This is a genomic window from Pseudoramibacter faecis, from assembly GCF_036289405.1.
Taxonomy (GTDB): domain Bacteria; phylum Bacillota; class Clostridia; order Eubacteriales; family Eubacteriaceae; genus Pseudoramibacter; species Pseudoramibacter faecis.
Genome location: NZ_JAYFFI010000023.1, coordinates 1 through 17,087 on the forward strand (window position 1 = coordinate 1; position 17,087 = coordinate 17,087).

18 protein-coding genes and 1 pseudogene are annotated in these 17,087 nt (G+C 54.5%); 10 read left to right on the top strand and 9 right to left on the bottom strand.

The window, feature by feature from the left end:
- The 5 genes from V3C63_RS10910 to V3C63_RS10930 all read left to right on the top strand — a co-directional run.
- The coding region (locus V3C63_RS10910; RefSeq protein WP_329887907.1) for a glutamine synthetase III family protein at positions 1–1,795 on the top strand (1,795 nt) is incomplete at its 5' end.
- A gap of 241 nt (positions 1,796–2,036) precedes the next feature.
- Positions 2,037–2,921: a fructose bisphosphate aldolase gene (locus V3C63_RS10915; protein ID WP_329887908.1), complete on the top strand. Its 885-nt coding sequence runs from the start codon at positions 2,037–2,039 to the stop codon at positions 2,919–2,921.
- A 240-nt stretch (positions 2,922–3,161) separates the two neighbouring features.
- Positions 3,162–4,385 (top strand): iron-containing alcohol dehydrogenase, encoded by a 1,224-nt coding sequence (locus V3C63_RS10920; RefSeq protein ID WP_329887909.1) that lies wholly within the window; start codon positions 3,162–3,164, stop codon positions 4,383–4,385.
- Between the two features lie 465 nt (positions 4,386–4,850).
- Positions 4,851–5,051, top strand: coding sequence for a hypothetical protein (locus tag V3C63_RS10925; RefSeq protein ID WP_329887911.1), 201 nt, complete (start codon positions 4,851–4,853; stop codon positions 5,049–5,051).
- A 38-nt stretch (positions 5,052–5,089) separates the two neighbouring features.
- Positions 5,090–5,422 carry an MATE family efflux transporter gene (locus tag V3C63_RS10930; protein WP_329887913.1) on the top strand — a complete coding sequence of 111 codons (333 nt, stop codon included), beginning with the start codon at positions 5,090–5,092 and terminating at the stop codon, positions 5,420–5,422.
- 288 nt (positions 5,423–5,710) lie between these two features.
- Here V3C63_RS10930 and V3C63_RS10935 read toward each other — a convergent pair whose 3' ends face one another.
- From V3C63_RS10935 to pyrB, 9 genes are all read right to left on the bottom strand, one after another.
- Positions 5,711–6,682, bottom strand: a complete 972-nt coding sequence (locus tag V3C63_RS10935) for a helix-turn-helix domain-containing protein (protein ID WP_329887915.1) — start codon at positions 6,680–6,682, stop codon at positions 5,711–5,713.
- 293 nt (positions 6,683–6,975) lie between these two features.
- Positions 6,976–7,695, bottom strand: coding sequence for a class B sortase (gene srtB / locus V3C63_RS10940; protein ID WP_329887916.1), 720 nt, complete (start codon positions 7,693–7,695; stop codon positions 6,976–6,978).
- A 42-nt stretch (positions 7,696–7,737) separates the two neighbouring features.
- Positions 7,738–8,250: a type 1 glutamine amidotransferase domain-containing protein gene (locus tag V3C63_RS10945; protein ID WP_329887918.1), complete on the bottom strand. Its 513-nt coding sequence runs from the start codon at positions 8,248–8,250 to the stop codon at positions 7,738–7,740.
- 11 nt (positions 8,251–8,261) lie between these two features.
- Positions 8,262–9,173, bottom strand: coding sequence for a dihydroorotate dehydrogenase (locus tag V3C63_RS10950; protein WP_329887920.1), 912 nt, complete (start codon positions 9,171–9,173; stop codon positions 8,262–8,264).
- Positions 9,170–9,880 (bottom strand): dihydroorotate dehydrogenase electron transfer subunit, encoded by a 711-nt coding sequence (locus V3C63_RS10955; RefSeq protein WP_329887921.1) that lies wholly within the window; start codon positions 9,878–9,880, stop codon positions 9,170–9,172. Before V3C63_RS10955 ends, V3C63_RS10950 begins: the two co-directional genes overlap by 4 nt.
- Positions 9,871–10,725 carry an orotidine-5'-phosphate decarboxylase gene (gene pyrF, locus V3C63_RS10960; RefSeq protein ID WP_329887922.1) on the bottom strand — a complete coding sequence of 285 codons (855 nt, stop codon included), beginning with the start codon at positions 10,723–10,725 and terminating at the stop codon, positions 9,871–9,873. Before pyrF ends, V3C63_RS10955 begins: the two co-directional genes overlap by 10 nt.
- Entirely contained in the window at positions 10,703–11,875 is a 1,173-nt protein-coding gene (locus V3C63_RS10965; RefSeq protein ID WP_329887925.1) for a dihydroorotase, read from the bottom strand. The genes pyrF and V3C63_RS10965 overlap by 23 nt, the downstream gene beginning before the upstream one ends.
- 26 nt (positions 11,876–11,901) lie before the next feature.
- The gene (locus V3C63_RS10970; protein ID WP_329887927.1) at positions 11,902–12,333 is read right to left on the bottom strand and encodes an aspartate carbamoyltransferase regulatory subunit; all 432 of its coding nucleotides are present in this window, start codon (positions 12,331–12,333) and stop codon (positions 11,902–11,904) included.
- Complete coding sequence (pyrB, locus tag V3C63_RS10975) at positions 12,330–13,262, bottom strand: aspartate carbamoyltransferase (protein WP_329887929.1); 933 nt, start codon at positions 13,260–13,262, stop codon at positions 12,330–12,332. Before pyrB ends, V3C63_RS10970 begins: the two co-directional genes overlap by 4 nt.
- Before the next feature lie 316 nt (positions 13,263–13,578).
- Here pyrB and V3C63_RS10980 point away from each other — a divergent pair.
- The 5 genes and pseudogenes from V3C63_RS10980 to V3C63_RS11000 all read left to right on the top strand — a co-directional run.
- Positions 13,579–14,217: pseudogene (locus tag V3C63_RS10980) on the top strand (ABC transporter ATP-binding protein); the annotation flags it as partial.
- Between the two features lie 13 nt (positions 14,218–14,230).
- Entirely contained in the window at positions 14,231–14,836 is a 606-nt protein-coding gene (locus V3C63_RS10985) for an MptD family putative ECF transporter S component (protein ID WP_329887930.1), read from the top strand.
- A 48-nt stretch (positions 14,837–14,884) separates the two neighbouring features.
- Complete coding sequence (locus V3C63_RS10990) at positions 14,885–15,343, top strand: energy-coupling factor transporter transmembrane component T family protein (RefSeq protein WP_329887932.1); 459 nt, start codon at positions 14,885–14,887, stop codon at positions 15,341–15,343.
- Positions 15,306–15,881, top strand: coding sequence for an ABC transporter ATP-binding protein (locus tag V3C63_RS10995; protein ID WP_329887934.1), 576 nt, complete (start codon positions 15,306–15,308; stop codon positions 15,879–15,881). The genes V3C63_RS10990 and V3C63_RS10995 overlap by 38 nt, the downstream gene beginning before the upstream one ends.
- Positions 15,882–15,992: 111 nt before the next feature.
- On the top strand, positions 15,993–16,787 hold the full coding sequence (locus V3C63_RS11000) for an ATP-binding cassette domain-containing protein (protein ID WP_329887935.1): 795 nt from the start codon (positions 15,993–15,995) through the stop codon (positions 16,785–16,787).
- The last annotated feature ends 300 nt before the right edge of the window (positions 16,788–17,087 follow it).

Consider the following 17,087-nt stretch of genomic DNA (forward strand, 5'->3'; position numbering starts at 1 on the left):
GGAGCTCATCCAGGGCGAACCGGACGCCTCCTCCTTCCCCTCCGGCGGGCTGCGGGCGACCTTCGAGGCCCGGGGCTACACCGCCTGGGACCCGACCTCCTTTGCCTTTGTGAAGGGCACAACCCTCTATATCCCGACGACCTTCGTCTCTTATTCCGGCGAGGTACTCGACAAAAAAACGCCGCTGCTCCGCTCGATGAAGGCCGTCTCTGACGAGGCCGTCCGCATTCTAAAGCTCTTCGGCAAAACGGAGGTGAAAAAAGTGACCACCACCGTCGGTGCCGAGCAGGAATACTTCCTCATCGACCGCGACATGTATAAACAGCGCCAGGATCTCATCCAGACCGGGCGCACCCTCTTTGGCTCCAATGCGCCCAAGGGCCAGGACATGAGCAATCATTATTTCGGCCGGCTGCGCACCCGGGTTTACAACTTCATGTGCGACGTCGACAACGAGCTTTGGTCCCTGGGGATCCCCAGCAAGACCCGCCACAACGAAGTGGCCCCCGCCCAGCACGAACTCGCGCCGGTGTTCTCCACCACCAATCTGGCGACGGACAACAATCAGGTCATCATGGAAACGCTGATCCGCGTGGCCAAGCGCCACCATCTGGCCTGCCTGCTCCACGCCAAGCCCTTCAAGGGTGTCAACGGCTCCGGCAAGCACGACAACTGGGCCATGTCCACCGATACCGGCGAAAACCTCTTCGATCCGGGAAAGGATCCGGCAAATAACCTGCAATTTCTCACCTTCCTCATCGCGGTGATCGAAGGGATCGACCGCTATCCGGAAATCCTGCGTTCCACCGTGGCCTCGGCGGGCAACGATCACCGTCTCGGCGGTGACGAAGCGCCCCCGGCCATCATCTCGATCTTCCTCGGCGATCAGCTCGACAGCGCACTCAAGCAGCTGGCCGGCGAAGACGTCAAAAGCCCCCACGATCACATCATGGACACCGGGATCGAATCCGTCCCAAACTTTATTTCCGACGCCACCGACCGCAACCGCACCTCTCCCTTTGCCTTCACCGGCAACCGCTTTGAGTTCCGCATGGTCGGCTCCCAGCAATCCATCGCCGGGCCGAACATCGCCCTCAACACCATCGCAGCCCAGGTGCTCGGCGAATACGCGGACATTCTTGAGTCGTCCGACGATTTCGAAAAGGATCTGAAGACCTTGCTCCGGGATCGGCTGGCCAAGCACCGCCGCATCATTTTTAACGGCAACAATTATTCCGACGAATGGGTGGCCGAGGCGGCCCGCCGCGGTCTGCCCAACCTGGCCGACACGCCGGCGGCCTTCGCCGACTACTGCCTGCCCAAAAACCTCGACCTGATGGAAAAGCACGATATTTATTCCCGCAAGGAAATGCAGGCCCGGCAGGAAATCCACCTGGAGGAATACGCCCACACCATCAGTATCGAAGCACGCACCATGCTCTCCATCGCCAAGCGGGAAATCCTCCCCGCCTGCCTGGACTATATGCGCGATCTTTCCACCGGCCTGACCCAGAAAAAAGCGCTGGGGCTGCCCGTGGATCACGCCGCCGAGATGATCATTCTCACCAAGGCCTCGGATCTGACCGACCAGATGATCGCAAAGATCGACACGCTAGAGACGCTGAATTACGAGGCCGACGCCCTCGCAGACGAGCAGGAAGCCGCCGATTTTTACGGTACCAAGGTGCTCGACGCGATGAATACGCTGCGGGAAACCGCCGATCAGCTCGAAATCATCGTCGGCAAAAAATACTGGCCCTATCCGATTTACGAAGACCTGCTTTTCTACGTTTAAAAACTGACCATCAGGCGTCGCTCCGGCGGCGCTTTTTTAATGCGCGGCTTTGCGCGTCGGGCATCCAAAGGCTTTCCCGCTGGCCAAATCTTTCTGTAAAAGAAATTAATGGTTTGAATTTTTCATCCGGCGAACACCGGATTGCTTGCAAAGCGTTGTCATCCGTTGTAAAATACAGAGGGAGCATAATGTTCCCGCTTGTTTTATCGCCCCTTGACGGGGACTATTCAGGAGGTAATTTATGACAGACGATCAATTAAAACGCATGGCGACGGCCAAGGGATTCATTGCCGCCTTGGATCAAAGCGGCGGCAGCACGCCCAAAGCCCTCAAGGCCTATGGCGTTCCTAAGGACTACTACCGCACCGACGAGGAAATGTTCAACCTGATTCACGAAATGCGCACCCGCATCATCACCAGTCCCGCGTTCACCCGTGAGCACATCATCGCCGCCATTCTGTTTGAAAATACGATGGACCGCCAAATCGAAGGCCAATACACCGCCGATTATCTGTGGAACAAAAAGGGCATTCTGCCCATTTTAAAAGTCGATAAGGGGCTGGCCGACGAAGCCGACGGCGTCCAGCTGATGAAGCCCATGCCACAGCTTGACGATCTGCTGGCGCGCGCCAAGACGCGCCACATTTTCGGCACCAAAATGCGCTCGGTCATCAAATCGGCCAACACGAAGGGCATCGCGGCTATCGTCGATCAGCAATTTGAAATTGGCCGCCGCATCGCCGCTGCCGGATTCGTGCCGATTCTCGAGCCGGAAGTCGATATCCACGCGGCAAACAAGGCCGACTGCGAAGCCATGCTCCTCGCAGAAATCAACAAGCATCTGGCCGATCTGAACGACGACGAAAAGATCATGTTCAAAGTGAGTATTCCCAGCGTCGACGGGCTATACAGCAAGATCATGGCCGATGCCCATGTCGTGCGCGTCGTGGCGCTTTCCGGCGGCTATACCCGAGCCGATGCCTGTGAACGTTTGGCGAGAAATCCCGGCCTCATCGCGAGCTTCTCCCGCGCGCTCACCGAGGGCCTCACCCGTCGGATGAACGGCCCCGATTTCAATTACATGCTGGGGCAGGCCATCGACCAAATCTACCGGGCCTCGCTTTAAAACAGCCGCATTCGATCCACCGCTGCTCTCGCAGCGGTTTTTTTATTGGCTTTCGGGCGGCTTCGCCGACATTTTTTATTCAACGGCGCCGAAGCGCTTCGTGCGGTTTTCTTAATTCTTAAGTTCCCATTGGTGCCGAGCCAACTATTTCATGACATTCCCCGATGCCTGCGTTATAATGATTAAATACTTTAATTTTAATCCTATTTTTTCAGCTTGCAAACCATTGAGAGGTGAACCATGACGTTTCCAAAAATCGTTTATCGTCTTCCCCAATATACCGCCCGAGCCGCGCTGCCCCTGGTGAAATTTCCCGAACCGCCGACGTTAAAGGGTGCGGGCATGGTCACCCGCTTCCCCGAAGTCATGGCGACCACCGGCATCCGCCGGGTGCTTGTCGTCTGCGGACCCACCGTCTATGCTTCGGGCATGCTCTCCCCCTTCCTGGATGCCCTGGAGGCAAACGGCATCGCCCCGGTCGTCTTTCATGGGGTCAGGCCCAATCCGACCTTTAAAAACGTATACGCCGCCATTGAAATGTATCAGTCCCATTTCTGTGACAGCGTCGTGGCCTTCGGCGGCGGCTCCGCCATCGACTGCGCCAAGGTCACTGCGGCTAAAATCACCAACGACAAGCCCATTGAGCGCATGGCCGGCCTCTTTCGGCTGGCGCACCGCCTGCCGCCCTTTTTTGCCGTTCCCACCACCGCTGGCAGCGGCAGCGAAGCCAGCATCGCCGCCGTCGTCACCAACGAGGAACGGCACAAAAAGCTCAAAATGGCCGACGCCAAGCTCTGTCCGCTGGCCGTCATGCTCGACCCCGAGCTCACCCGCTCGATGCCGGCAAACGTCACGGCCTATGCCGGCATGGACGCCCTGACGCACGCCGTTGAGGCCTATATCGGTCTGTTTGACACGCCCTATGTCCGGGAAAAATCTCTGGATGCCAGCCGGCGCATCCTCTCTGCCCTGCCAAGAGCCTTCGACGACCCCGACGATCTCGATGCGCGCCTGACCATGCAGGAAGCCGCGATGGATGCCGGCAAGGCCTTCACCCGGGCCATGGTGGGCTATGTCCACGCCATCGCCCACGCCGTCGGCGGACTTTACAACCTGCCCCACGGTCTGGCCTGCGCGGCGATCCTGCCCCAGGTGCTCGCCTTTTCCAGACCGGCGGCGACCCGAAAGCTGGCCGAACTGGCCTATAACGCCGAACTCGGCGGTCCGGAGTGCAGCGATGAGGAGCTTGCCGACGCTCTCATCGCGAAAATCGAAGCGATGAACCGCCGCTTTGGCATCCCTCGAACATTCGATGTGCTGCGCGTCGAGGATATCCCCGATCTCGCCCGTCTCGCCCTGGCCGAGGCCAACCCGATCTATCCCGTGCCGCGCATCATGGATTACAACGACTGCATCGAGCTTTTGGGAAAACTCCTGCCCGAGGACGAAACGCCCCGCTACTAAAACAAAAAACAACCGAACGCCAAAAACGGCGGCAGGCCTCGGGCCTGCCGCCGTTTTTTATATTGATATGATAATATAATTTTAATATTTTTAAAAAAATGATAAAATTTTTGCAAAATCGAAAGGGAAAAGTCATAAACATTTACTCAAAAAATGATCCTAAGAACAGACTTAACTCTGTACAAATCAAACCGATGAAACATTGTACAGAGTATAATAGCTTAAGCTTATAAATTGCATTTAAGATTTCATCGGGAAATACAAAAAATTAAGCCGCTTAAATGGCTTTATTTTTGCGTGGATTTCTCGATAGATAACTAAAATGTAAAAGGCCATGGGCAATGTTTTGTCTGTAACCTTTTGTTTTATAATTTATCAAACGAAAGGCAGATACGATTTTGTATTTATGCCTTTTTTGTTGCGTAAATGCTGAAAAATAGAACGTTCAGAAATGGAGAAATATTAATGAATGAAGATAGAATAAAATTTTTAAGAGAAGAAAATATTAACAAGGCGCTTTTTAAGCTGGGAATGCCAATGGTTGTCAGTTTATTGGCAGCCGCCTTATACAATGTTGTCGATACATACTTTGTGTCCAGACTCGGCAAAGAGGCGGTCGCTTCCGTTTCCTTTCCGATCCAACTTATTTTTCAGGCATCAGATTAACCTTCGGTGCGGGAGCAGGCTCCTACATCTCGCGATTATTGAGAAGCAATAATGAAAAAGAAGCCGATATCGTAGCCACCGTTTCCCTATTTTCCAGTGCGTTTTTAGGAATAATCACAGTGGTTGCGTTATTTTGCTATTTAGACGGTGTTTTGAAGTTCATGGGTGCCGTCCCGTCCATTATGGCACTTTCTAAATCCTATACCGGCATATTCATCTTACTTATTGTGATTTTGCCGAAATTTATGGGCTTAAACGGTGTGATATATGCCCAGGCGATTTCGGATCTTTTAACAACACTGGTGACAATCCCCTTTGCAGTCAGTGTCGGTAAAAATTTAGGTTTAAAGAGAAAGCCGGCAGATAATTAAACCGTTTTTACTTAATGATAAATAAAGAAAGAAGAAATAAAAAACGCAATACATGATTGGGGGGATTACAATCCGTTCGCTCTTTTTTATAAACTTATCAATTGGAAGCAGATCGATTGGGCGGACAGCTGCCAATTCCGGGAACCAGTTCATTCAGAAATAAAAAGCGACAAGACAATCAAAACGGCTGACAAATCGTAATTACACGTTTGACGTGTCGTCGGAAGCAGAAGGCTTTGCCCACCAAAAAACAACCACGCGTCAAACGCGTGGTTGTTTTTTGGCAATTTAACGCCGCCGCTTGGCTACTTCCGCGACCGCGCCGTAGGCCACGCTCGCCACCGGCCAGATGATCCAGGTGAGACCCCAGGCGCCCGTTAAAAAGCTGATGAGCAGATACGCCGCGGTGACAATCCCCCAGTAAACACCGCCGATTCTCTGGGTAAAGGCCTTGGCCTGCCGCGTGTAATCCCGCTCTTCCAGCAGCACCTGATAGCTCTCCCAGATGGTCGAGGTTTCGACGATCAAATACACCCCGACCGCCACGATAACGAGCAAAAATCCCACGCCCAGCGCACTCAAAAATTCGTCGCCCGGATTCATCAGCCTGAGTGCAAACAGCGGCACACAGGCCAGCACGCACAGGCTCACCCCCAGCACCATGCGACGGATGTGGGGGCTTTCGTAGGCTTCCCGCCGTCCGCGCACCATGCCGGTAACGCCATAAGCCGTCTCGATCGGATTGTGCTTGAGCTTTTGATAACGCGCGCCATGCATATCCGCCTTGATAAAAACCGCCACCGCCGCGGCCACCATCACCATCAGGACGATGAGCCCCGCAAACACCGCGCGGTCTTCGCTGAGCGCGATGCGTCCCGCCTCGCCGGCAGCGCCCAGCACAATGAGCATCACCGGCGACAGGATGCAAAGCATCACCCCGAGGGCCGTTTTCGGCGCGATGCGCTCTCTTGCATCCAGATAGGCTCCGGCGGTCTCAAGATCCACCGCGACCGTGTCTTCCGGCGCGTCGCTTTCCACCGACGGGGTCAGCTGTTCCGGCCCCAGCTCATCCTTTAATAAAAAGTCGGTGCTGACGCCGAAGATTTCGGACAATTTTAAAATACGGTTCATGTCCGGAATGGACTGGGTGCCCTCCCATTTCGAGATAGACTGCCGGCTGACGCCCATCTGCTCGGCCAATTCCTCCTGGGACCATCCGGCCCGCTTCCGCAAATAAATAATTTTATCGGCTAAGATCATTTTGATTTCTCCTGTTCTTATTCTTTGGCGGCCGCCATTTGATTTGCTCTTAGCATAGCATTTTCAGCCGTTGCAGGCCATCCATTTTCACGGACAATTATCGCAACTGCCGGTTGCAGCCGGTTTGCAAGGACCACAGCGACGCCGCAAACCGCCGAAAATCACGGTTATGGTCAGGCGCCTCCCCTTTGGCGCAACTTTGGTCCGGTCAGCCATCTGCCAAAAACGCCCGCGCCGTCAGGGCGCAAAAAAAGCAGCGGCCAAAGCCGCTGCCGTCATCGTTTCAAAACGTCTCAGTCCACCCGCACCGGCACCGTCAGCACCACGTAGCGCGCCTCCTCGTATTCGTAGGCGCAGGTCGACAGGGTCACGATGCGCGTGACCTGCGAGGTGTCCACCGTCGACGTAAAGGTGGATTTTTTTTTGGCCTGATAGATCGCCGCCTGCACCTGACCGCTGTCCATCGCCGAATAAATCATATTATTCGACGCGGTGCTGAACCCTGCGATCAGATCCAGCCGATAGTTGCCATTCGGCGTGAGCAGCCACATAAAGGGGTGAGCCTTATAATACTCGCTTTTTTTATAGTGCGCGAGCATCCCGAACATCGAGCCGTTTTTCATCGCGTGGCCGTAAATGATGGTATTGGGATCGCTGAAGTCTCCCTTGTTGCGATAATCCGCAAAGAGGGTGCCCGCCGCGTTGTGGGTGCCGTCAAAAAGCTTGTGCAGGTATTCGCTGTTGTCGGTGCCCTTGACCACCGGGTAATTGATCGGCGTATCCTTGCAGTACAGCCAGCCGATCACGTCGGGGTTCTGCTTTTTCAGCGCGTCAAAATCCACCGAGATGGGCACCTTGGTGTTGTCTGATTTTTTGGTATAAGTTGATGCCGTCTTTTGATAGGCGGTCGTCCCCTGGTGATAGCTACGGTAAATTTTAAACAGCTGATAACCGGAGTAGATCATCACCCCGATGCAAATGAGCATCACCAGCCGATAGAGCCACTTTTTCATTGCGGCCTCCCTTCTGATACTTCGCGCGCGGCTTCCGCTTCCTTATTCGGCAAAGAGCACACGCAGATAATCCTTCATATAAGCCGGCAGATCCGGCGGACGCCTGGCGGAAATAATATTGCCGTCCACCACGGAAGGCGTATTCACCCAGGTCGCGCCGGCATTGGTCATATCGTCTTTAATGCCCGGCGTGCTGGTGACGGTTTTGCCTTCGAGAATCCCCGCGGAAATGAGCACCCATCCGGCGTGGCAGATTTCACCGACGGGCTTGCCCGCGGCAAAGACCACCCGCACCATCTCGAGCACTTCTGGAAAACGGCGCAGCTTGTCCGGCGCCCAGCCGCCCGGCACCAAAATGCCGTCGTAATCCGTCGGATCCACTTCGTCAAAGCTTAGATCCGAGGTGAAGGGCACCCCGTATTTGCCGTGATATTCGCGGTTTTTTTCTTCGCCGACCACATCCACGAAACAACCGGCCTCCCGCAGCCGCAGCACCGGATAAGACAATTCCAGATCTTCAAAATCTTCTGCAATTAACGCGATAATTTTTTTCATGGTTCTCTCCGTTATCGATTTAAGATGCCGCGGACCTCCGCGATATTATCGAGCCCTTCGGCCTCGCAATACGCTTCCAGCCCGTCGACGATGTCTACTGCCGTGGTGGGCGTCACGAAGTTCATCGTGCCCACCTGCACACAAGTCGCCCCGACCATGATGAATTCCAGCGCGTCGCGCCAGTCGGCGATGCCGCCCATGGCCATCACCGGAATGCGCACCGCGTTCACCACCTGATGGGTCATGCGCAGGGCGATGGGCTTGACCGCCGGCCCCGACAGCCCGGCATAAATATTATCGAAGACGATTTTTCTCGCATCGATGTCCACCGCCATGGCCTGAATCGTATTGATCAGGCTGAGCCCCGCGGCGCCGGCGGCTTCGCAGGCCCGGGCCACGGTGACGATATCCGAGGCGTTGGGCGTGAGCTTGACCATGATCGGATGGGCGCTCGCCGCCACCACTTTCTCGGTGATGCGCCCGGCCTGATCCGGATCCATGCCAAAGACCATCCCCCCGCATTTCACGTTGGGACAGGAAATATTGAGCTCAATCAGCGCCACCGGCAAGCCGTTGAGCTTTTCGATGACGGCGAGGTAACTCTCTTCATCTGAGCCGCCGACGTTAACCACCGTCACCGTGTCCAGCATCGAAAGATGGGGCCATTCGTTTTCAATGAAGGCATCTATCCCGGGATTTTCCAGCCCGATGGAGTTGATGATGCCGGCCGGTGTCTCCCAGATGCGGGTGCCGGTGTTGCCCGGTTTGGGCGCGATAGTCAGTCCTTTGGTGCACAGCCCGCCGAGGCGCCCAAGATCGTAAACCTGCTCAAATTCCCGGCCGAAGCCAAAGGTGCCGGAGGCCGGCACCACCGGATTTTTGAAGGTGATGCCGGCAAAATTGGTCGTTAATCGCGCGCTCATGCCATGCCCTCCCAGATAATTTCGCTGCGTTCAAACACCGGTCCGTCATGGCAAACCTTGCGATTGCCCGAGGCGGTCGAAATGCTGCAGCCCAAACAAACGCCCATGCCGCAGGCCATCCGTTCTTCCAGGGAGAGGTGCACCGGGAATTTTTCCGGCACCACCCCGCAAAGCGCGCGCATCATCACATTTGGGCCGCAGGCGATCGCGGTTTCTCCCCGCTTGATCGTCACATTGTCGGTAATGATCCCCCCAATATTCACCACGACCTCGTCGGCCACCGCGTCGAAAGCTTCTACCCGGTAGGACTCACGGGAATAGCCCAGATAAACCCGGGCCTTTTTGCGCTTATGGGCCGCCTTAAACAGCCGAACGGCGTAGAGCAGCGGCGCGATGCCGATGCCGCCGCCCACCGCCACGAGATTCCCGCCGATTTGCGGAAAGCCATTGCCAAAAGGACCTTCCAGCGTGATGGAAGCCATCGGGTCCAGCTGGCTCAAAATCTGGGTGCCGCGCCCCTTCACCTGATAGAGAAAGGTCACGACGCCATCGGCATAATCGTGGACCGAGATCGGGCGGGACAGCAGCGGATCCCGATCCCAGGCCCGCACCATGAAAAACTGCCCCGGAAGAATCGTCCCCTCCCAAGCCACCTCCATCAGATAGATCCCCTCCGCCACGGCGTAATTGCTTTTGATCACAGCCATTGCAGGATATCCTCCTTCATCGCGGCGGTCTTCCCGCGGATGTAGTCCACAAAATCCTCGCCCTCGGTTTTCCCCTGATGCCCGCAGATGATCCCCCGGGATGAGTTGATCACCGCGCAGCGGGAGCGCCTGAAGATGTTTGCGATGTCCTGGCCGGTGCCGCCCTGGACGCCGTAACCCGGCACCAAGAAAAACGTGGACGGGCAGCGCTTTTGCAGCGCTTCGAAGGCTTCGGGATAGGTCAGGCCCACCACGGCCCCCACCGCCGAATAGCCGGATGCACCGACGGTGCTCTGGCCCCAGGCGGCGATGGCATCGGCCACGCGCTCATAAAGCAGATCGCCGCCAGCCATGGGCTGCTCCTGGAAATCTCTGGCCGAAGGGTTGGAGGTATGCAGCAGCACGAAGAGCCCCTTGTCCTTTTCTTTTAAATACGGGTAATAGGGCGCGACCGCGTCCTCGCCCATATAGGCGTTGACCGTCAGGATATCCACTTCGAAATCGCCGGTGAAATGCCCGACCGCGTATTGCTCCGCGGTGGATGAAATATCCCCGCGCTTGCAGTCCCCGATGACGATCTCGCCCTGATCCCGCACGTATTTCACCGTGTCGGCGTAGGCGCGCATCCCGTCGAGGCCCAGCGCCTCATAACAGGCCACCTGCACCTTATAGCAGCCGGCGAGATCCGCCGTCGCGTCGATCACTCGGCGGTTAAACTCGGCGATTTTTTCGCCCATGCTCCAGTCCTTAGCCGCCAAGCAGCCCGGCAGAAAGTCCGGCTTGGTGTCCAGGCCGACACAGATGGGGCTGACCTTCGCGGCCTCATACAAACGATCCATGATCATAAACGACGCGACCTCCCTTCATGGTCAGAAGCACCTTGCCCCGCAGCCACTTGCTATCGAAGGGGGTGTTGTGCGATTTGGAAACAAACTTTCTGCTATCGACCTGCCATTCGGCGTCGGGATTGACAATCACCAAGTCCGCCGGGTATTTATCCGCGATGCGCCCGGCCTTTAAGCCCAGCCGCTTCGCCGGGCCCGCGCTAAGCATCCGGGAAAGGCCAGGCAACGCCATCCCCGCCGCGGACAGCGCGGTGTGATACATGGCAAAGCCGGTCTCGAAATTGTTGATGCCCGGCGCCCCGGCCAATTTATCAGCGTCGGTGTGGGGCGCGTGATCCGTCCCGCAGATATCAATGTCGCCAGCCACCGCTCCCTTGAGCAGCGCCTTGCGGTCCGCCCAGCTGCGAAACGGCGGGTGCACCTTGTAGCTCATGCCCGAGGCGTACAGATGGTGGGGCGTCGCCTCGCAGGTGATGTCGAGCCCGCGCTGCTTGGCCGCGATAATGGCGTCGAGGGTGTCTTTTTTGCTGATGTGACAGATGTGCAGATGGGCGCCGGGCGTTTTTTCCAAAAGTGCGATATCCCGCACCACGGTTTCTGTTTCCGGCTCGTTGTGGGTGGCCAGCACGAAGTCGTATTTCGCCGAGGCTTCAAGCGCCGCCCGCATGGTATCGGCGTTGTCGATATTATGGCCGTCGTTGGAGAAGATCGGTGTCAGGGCCCGCAGAGCTTCAAAGTCCACCAGACCCGCGTCGGAAAAGTCCCGGGTCACCGCCGCCACCTGGATCAGCGTTGCCAGGCCCAGGGCCTGGGCCCGTTCGAGATTTTTGGCAAGCCGCGCGGGATCATCCATCACCGGCTTGGTGTTGGCCATGGCGCAAACAGTGGTGAAACCGCCTTTGACGGCCGCGTGAAGCCCCGTGTCAAGATCTTCCTTCTGGGTCAGGCCGGGATCGCGCAAATGGCAGTGCAGATCGATAAAGCCTGGCATCAGCACCTTGCCCCGGCCGTCGATCTTCCGGTCGTATTCGGCCTGCACCCGCCCCCTGGCTTTATACACCTTGCGGATCAGGCCGTCTTCGGTCATCACCTTGCCCGGCCGGCTGCCGGTGCTGTCGACTAAGGTGACGTTTACTATCAGCGTTCTCATCTTGCGTAGCTTTCCTTTCGTGGTGCTCACTCCGGCTTGAACCGGGTGTAGGCGTCGCAGTATTCGCAGCGGTAAATCTTTTTCTCTTCGTCCACCAGATAAAAATGCACCGCGTCCACCTTTTCGTAATTGGTGATGCAGCGGGGATTTTTGCACTGCATGATGCCCGTCACCTCCCGGGGCAGGGTCAGGCTCTGCTTGGCCACCACCTGGCCATCCCGCACAAAGTTAACGGTGACATAGGGATCAATCAGGCCGAGTACATCCATGTTGAGCTCGAAATCCGTCTCAATTTTGATCATGTCCTTCACGCCCATTTTCTTGCTGGGGATATGGGTGAGCAGCACCACCGGATCCGAAAGCGCATCCAGATGCAGCGCTTTATAAATGTGGAAGCCGTGGCCGGCCTCCACGTGGTCGATCACAATGCCTTTCTTAATCTGCGATACGTTAATCATTCGGCCGCCCCCAATAATTTGGCAATCAGCGCCATGCGCACATACATACCGAACTTCGCCTGCTTGAAATACACCGCCCGGGGATCGGCGTCCACCTCCCGGGCAATTTCGTTCACCCGGGGCAGCGGGTGCATCACGATCATGTCCTCCCGGGCGCGGCGCATTTTGCGCTTGTCCAGCACGTACACATCCTTCAGGCGCAGGTATTCTTCTTCGTTGACAAAGCGTTCCCGCTGGACCCGGCTCATATAGAGAATATCCACCTGGCCGATGGCGTCGTCGAGGCTGTCGGTCTCCGCGTAGGAGCCGGCCGGCAGCATGGAGAGGAAAAATTCCGGCATGCGCAGCTCCCTGGGCGAAATAAAGATGAAGCGGTTGCCCGAATAGCGGTTGAGGGTTTTGACCAGCGAGTGGATCGTCCGGCCGAAGAGCAAATCCCCGCAGACGCCGATAGTCTTGCCCGAGCAGCTGCCGAGCAGGTGGCGGATGGTGAGCAGATCGGTGAGGGTTTGGGTCGGGTGCTCATGACCGCCGTCCCCGGCGTTAATCACCGGCAGTTCCGGCACCGACTGGGCAAAGAGCTTGGCCGTGCCCTCTTTGGGGTGGCGGATCACGGCGATATCGGCGTAGCCATTCACAATCTGTGCCGTGTCCATCAACGTTTCACCCTTGGACACCGAGGAGTTGTTTGGGTTGTCGAAGCCGAATACCCGGCCGCCCAGCCGCAGCATCGCCGACTCAAAGCTGAAGCGCGTCCGGGTCGACGGCTCATAAAAAAGACTGGCCAACAATTTCCCCTTGCAAAGGTCCACATAGGCGTCTTGATTTGCAATGATACGGTCAGCCAGTTCGAATACGGATTCCAATTCTTCGATTGTAAAGTCACCGGGTTCAATGAGTTGTCTGCCCTTTAAAAGTCCTTCCGACATGTCAGCCTCCTTCGTCCTCATCCGCCGCGCCGCAAAACGCTGCGCCGCCATTTGTTCGCAATGCGTCGATTTTATTTTAGGTCATTCTCCCCGCGAAGTCAACTTCATTGCCCGCCCGTTTAAACTTTTTCTCGCCAGCTTCGGCAGGGCGACCGGCCGACGCGTGCCCGCCGCTGCTTTCCCAGTCTATGTGATCAAAGCGGACGTTGACGTTGCGGCCTCTCTGTGCTGTATTGATAATGTTATTATCGGTAATAAAATTATCGTTCCGGGAAAGAGGCTAAGACGATGTCGGTTAGAGATGCTTCGCTCGATCTCCCCGTGTGGAAAATCGACGCTGGCGAATCTCCCGGCAAGATTTTGGGATGTGAAGTCCGGGGAGGTGCTTCTCAGAGGCAAGGACATCCGAACCATCCCTCTTTCAGAACTGATGGACAATATCAGCATGGTATTCCAGCGCGTTTATCTGTTCAACGATACGGTTTACAACAATATCAGTATGGGACGTCCCGACGCAACCAAGGAGGACGTGATCAGCGCTGCCAAAAAGGCATGCTGCTATGATTTCATCCTGCGTCTTCCGGAGGGCTTTGACACGGTGGTCGGCGAAGGCGGCGAGAGCCTTTCAGGTGGCGAAAAGCAGCGCATCTCTATTGCCAGATGTATCCTGAAGGATGCTCCCATCGTCATTCTTGATGAAGCTACGGCAAGTGTTGATGCGGACAATGAAAAATATATCCAGGAAGCAATCAGCGAACTTTGCAGCGGAAAGACACTTCTGATTATCGCGCACCGGCTCAATACCATTCAGAATGCCAATCAAATCGTCGTCTTAAGCGACGGCAGAATCGAGGCTGTCGGAACAAATGATGAGCTTCTCAAGACGCAGGGCTCCTATCGCAGTTTTATTCTGGGCAGGCAGAGAGCTTCGACATGGAGAATGGCAACAGAATAGGAGGGAACCAGCCATGAACACCGGCACAAATCATTCCGGAAAGCTGACCGGCAAGGATCTGATCAATATCGGGATTTTTACAGCCGTTTTTCTTGCCGTTACAATTCTTGTGTCCTGTACCTTAGGCTTAATTCCGCTCGGATACCTGGCGCTTAGCATGGTTGTTCCGATCATTGGCGGCATCCCGATGATGTTATTCTACGCAAAGATCAAAAAATTCGGTATGCTTCTGATTTTTGAAATCATATTCGGATTGGTCATGATCTTCACCGGCATGGGGTTTTATCTGCTCATCTGGGGTATTGTTACAGGATTGATCGCCGAGCTGATCATGAAGGCAGGAAAATACAGCAATGCGAACCTGTGCGTACTCTCCTACGCCGTGCTGAGCATTTCGGTATCGGGAAATTACGTAAATCAGCTTACAGCCAGCAGCGAATGGGTAGCGGAGCGGATGGCAACTTACGGAGAAGCATATATGAACGCCACACAGGGGTATTTGCGCATTTGGTGGGTATATCCGCTCTTTGTTGCGTTTTGCTTTGCAGGCGGACTCATAGGTGGATTCCTTGGGAAAGCGATTTTTAAGAAGCACTTCAAGAGAAGCGGTCTTATATGATTGTGATGCGATACGGTGAACATGGCAAATATGAGACGGCAATAAAACTTGATCAAAGAACAAATGTGTGTTTCTGTAACTCTGATTACAGGGAGTTCTGTGGGCGTTTTACGGTACCTCAATTATATCCCGGCGCTGGCGCCGTTCCTGTTTCTGGTCTCGTTGAAAAAGTTTAGAAAGGCACTGCTGTATCTTGCCGTATATGTGGTATGCGAGGCGGGCACGGCCACCTTAGTGCCTTATCTTCCGGATGCGGTCAATATTCTGTTTACCGGTGTGATTGCTTTTTCCACCAGGCTGATACCAGGAACAATGATGGGGTGGTTTCTATTTTCCACGACAACCGTCAGTGAATTCATTGCAGCAATGGAAAAAAATGCATGTCACCAAAAAGATATCCGTGCCAATCTCTGTCATATTCCGGCTTCTTCCGACAGATTTCTGTGTCCGTATTACAGAGGTGATGGCGTTGCTTACATTAGAAAATGTCAGTTTTTCCTATGCTGACCCGGATGCTGATTCAGGCAAAGGCGCTGGAATACAAAATATCAGCTTGACAATACCGCAAGGGCAGGTTGTTCTGCTCTGTGGAGAGTCCGGCTGCGGAAAGATAACGGTTACGCGGCTCTTCAATGGTTTAATTCCGCACTTCTTTGAGGACACACTTACCGGAAAAGTGATCGTATGCGGAAAGGATGTCGCCGGTTCGGAGCTTTATGAGTTGTCACCGCTTGCAGGCTCGGTTTTCCAGAATCCCAAATCCCAATTTTATACCGTAGATACAGATTCAGAACTTGTTTTTGGCTGTGAAAATATTGGAATGCCGAGAGATCAGATACAGAAGAATCTGGATGAAATGATCCATGAGTTTGATCTTTATCGTTTGTTGAACCGAAGTCTGTTTGAACTTTCCGGAGGCGAAAAACAGAAAATCGCCTGTGCTTCTGCAGCTGCTTTGCATCCGAAAATATTCGTGATGAACGAGCCTTCTTCTAATTTTGATTATAAAGGCATCCGGGAACTGATGAATGTGATTGCGGGATAAAAGCGGGGCGGCTGCACCGTCATCATTGCAGAGCACCGGCTTGAATGGCTAAAGACGCTTGCGGACAGGGTTATCTGCCTGTCTGAAGGGCAAGTTCGCTCCGATATGGGCATGAGCGAATTCAAAAGTAAAACCGATACAGAGCTTTATGCGCTTGGGCTTCGCACAAAGCCTCACCTATCTTCTGTCCCAGCGAGCAGGACGAATAACGAAAGCCGCTTTGACTTTAGAAGCGTCACTTTCTCCTATAAGAAATCCTGTAATATAAAAATTCTGGATATTGATGCGCTGGAGTTGCCGGCAGGAGCCGTTGTCGGAATTATTGGCGAGAACGAAGCCGGAAAGAGCACATTTGCGGGATGCCCTTGCGGGCTTGAGAAACGCATGGGCGGCAATATACTGTATAAAGGGAATACGCTGACATCAAAAGACAGGATCAAATTATGCTACATGGTTATGCAGAATGTGAATTATCGGCTGTTTACGGAAAGCGTATGGGATGAACTGATGCTGTCCACGGAAAAGAGCAACCTGAATGAATCGGAAAGGGAAGCAAAAACGGAAGCCATTTTAAAAAAGCTTGATCTGTCAGAATATAAAGACCGGCATCCGATGCCGCTTTCCGGCGGACAAAAACAACGCGTATCCATCGCCTGTGCCCTTGCCTCCGATAAGGAAATACTGATTTATGATGAACCTACAAGTGGACTTGACTATCATCACATGGTCGATTTTGCTAACTTGACAAAAGATACACAGCAGCTTGGAAAAACACAGATAATCATCACGCACGATCCGGAATTGATTGGGGATGCCCTGATGTTCTTTGAGAATGGCAGGGTCTTGTGGCATAAAGCTGCGGATGCAGATGCCATCGCAATGTTGCAGCATTTTTTTGCGCTTTAAAACGACCGAAGCGCTCCTCGCTTGGTTTAATCGTGGGGAAGCGACCCGGTCTGGCGGTCGTGAATGCGGCTTCGAACCGCATTGAAGCGATACCTGTCGAGCCGGAGCTTTCGGACAACAGATCCGGACATCTCTCGGAGAAATGGAACGGCCTGCCGAAAATCGGCTTCGAAGTCGCGTCCTTTTCCCGCCTGAAAAACGGCACATAAAAATGCACCAAGTCGCCAATAATCTTTAATCGCTACCGCTTTCCCTGCCCATCCAAAAGTGTTAAGATAAAAGCAATAGTTTAATACGAGC

What these genes read in the sequence shown, in the direction of transcription:
- V3C63_RS10915 (WP_329887908.1), top strand. Translation starts at nt 2,037, where the DNA reads ATGACAGACGATCAATTAAAACGCATGGCGACGGCCAAGGGATTCATT.
- V3C63_RS10920 (WP_329887909.1), top strand. Translation starts at nt 3,162, where the DNA reads ATGACGTTTCCAAAAATCGTTTATCGTCTTCCCCAATATACCGCCCGA.
- V3C63_RS10925 (WP_329887911.1), top strand. Translation starts at nt 4,851, where the DNA reads ATGAATGAAGATAGAATAAAATTTTTAAGAGAAGAAAATATTAACAAG.
- V3C63_RS10935 (WP_329887915.1), bottom strand. Translation starts at nt 6,682, where the DNA reads ATGATCTTAGCCGATAAAATTATTTATTTGCGGAAGCGGGCCGGATGG.
- srtB (WP_329887916.1), bottom strand. Translation starts at nt 7,695, where the DNA reads ATGAAAAAGTGGCTCTATCGGCTGGTGATGCTCATTTGCATCGGGGTG.
- V3C63_RS10945 (WP_329887918.1), bottom strand. Translation starts at nt 8,250, where the DNA reads ATGAAAAAAATTATCGCGTTAATTGCAGAAGATTTTGAAGATCTGGAA.
- V3C63_RS10950 (WP_329887920.1), bottom strand. Translation starts at nt 9,173, where the DNA reads ATGAGCGCGCGATTAACGACCAATTTTGCCGGCATCACCTTCAAAAAT.
- V3C63_RS10955 (WP_329887921.1), bottom strand. Translation starts at nt 9,880, where the DNA reads ATGGCTGTGATCAAAAGCAATTACGCCGTGGCGGAGGGGATCTATCTG.
- pyrF (WP_329887922.1), bottom strand. Translation starts at nt 10,725, where the DNA reads ATGATCATGGATCGTTTGTATGAGGCCGCGAAGGTCAGCCCCATCTGT.
- V3C63_RS10965 (WP_329887925.1), bottom strand. Translation starts at nt 11,875, where the DNA reads ATGAGAACGCTGATAGTAAACGTCACCTTAGTCGACAGCACCGGCAGC.
- V3C63_RS10970 (WP_329887927.1), bottom strand. Translation starts at nt 12,333, where the DNA reads ATGATTAACGTATCGCAGATTAAGAAAGGCATTGTGATCGACCACGTG.
- pyrB (WP_329887929.1), bottom strand. Translation starts at nt 13,262, where the DNA reads ATGTCGGAAGGACTTTTAAAGGGCAGACAACTCATTGAACCCGGTGAC.
- V3C63_RS10985 (WP_329887930.1), top strand. Translation starts at nt 14,231, where the DNA reads ATGAACACCGGCACAAATCATTCCGGAAAGCTGACCGGCAAGGATCTG.
- V3C63_RS11000 (WP_329887935.1), top strand. Translation starts at nt 15,993, where the DNA reads ATGAGCGAATTCAAAAGTAAAACCGATACAGAGCTTTATGCGCTTGGG.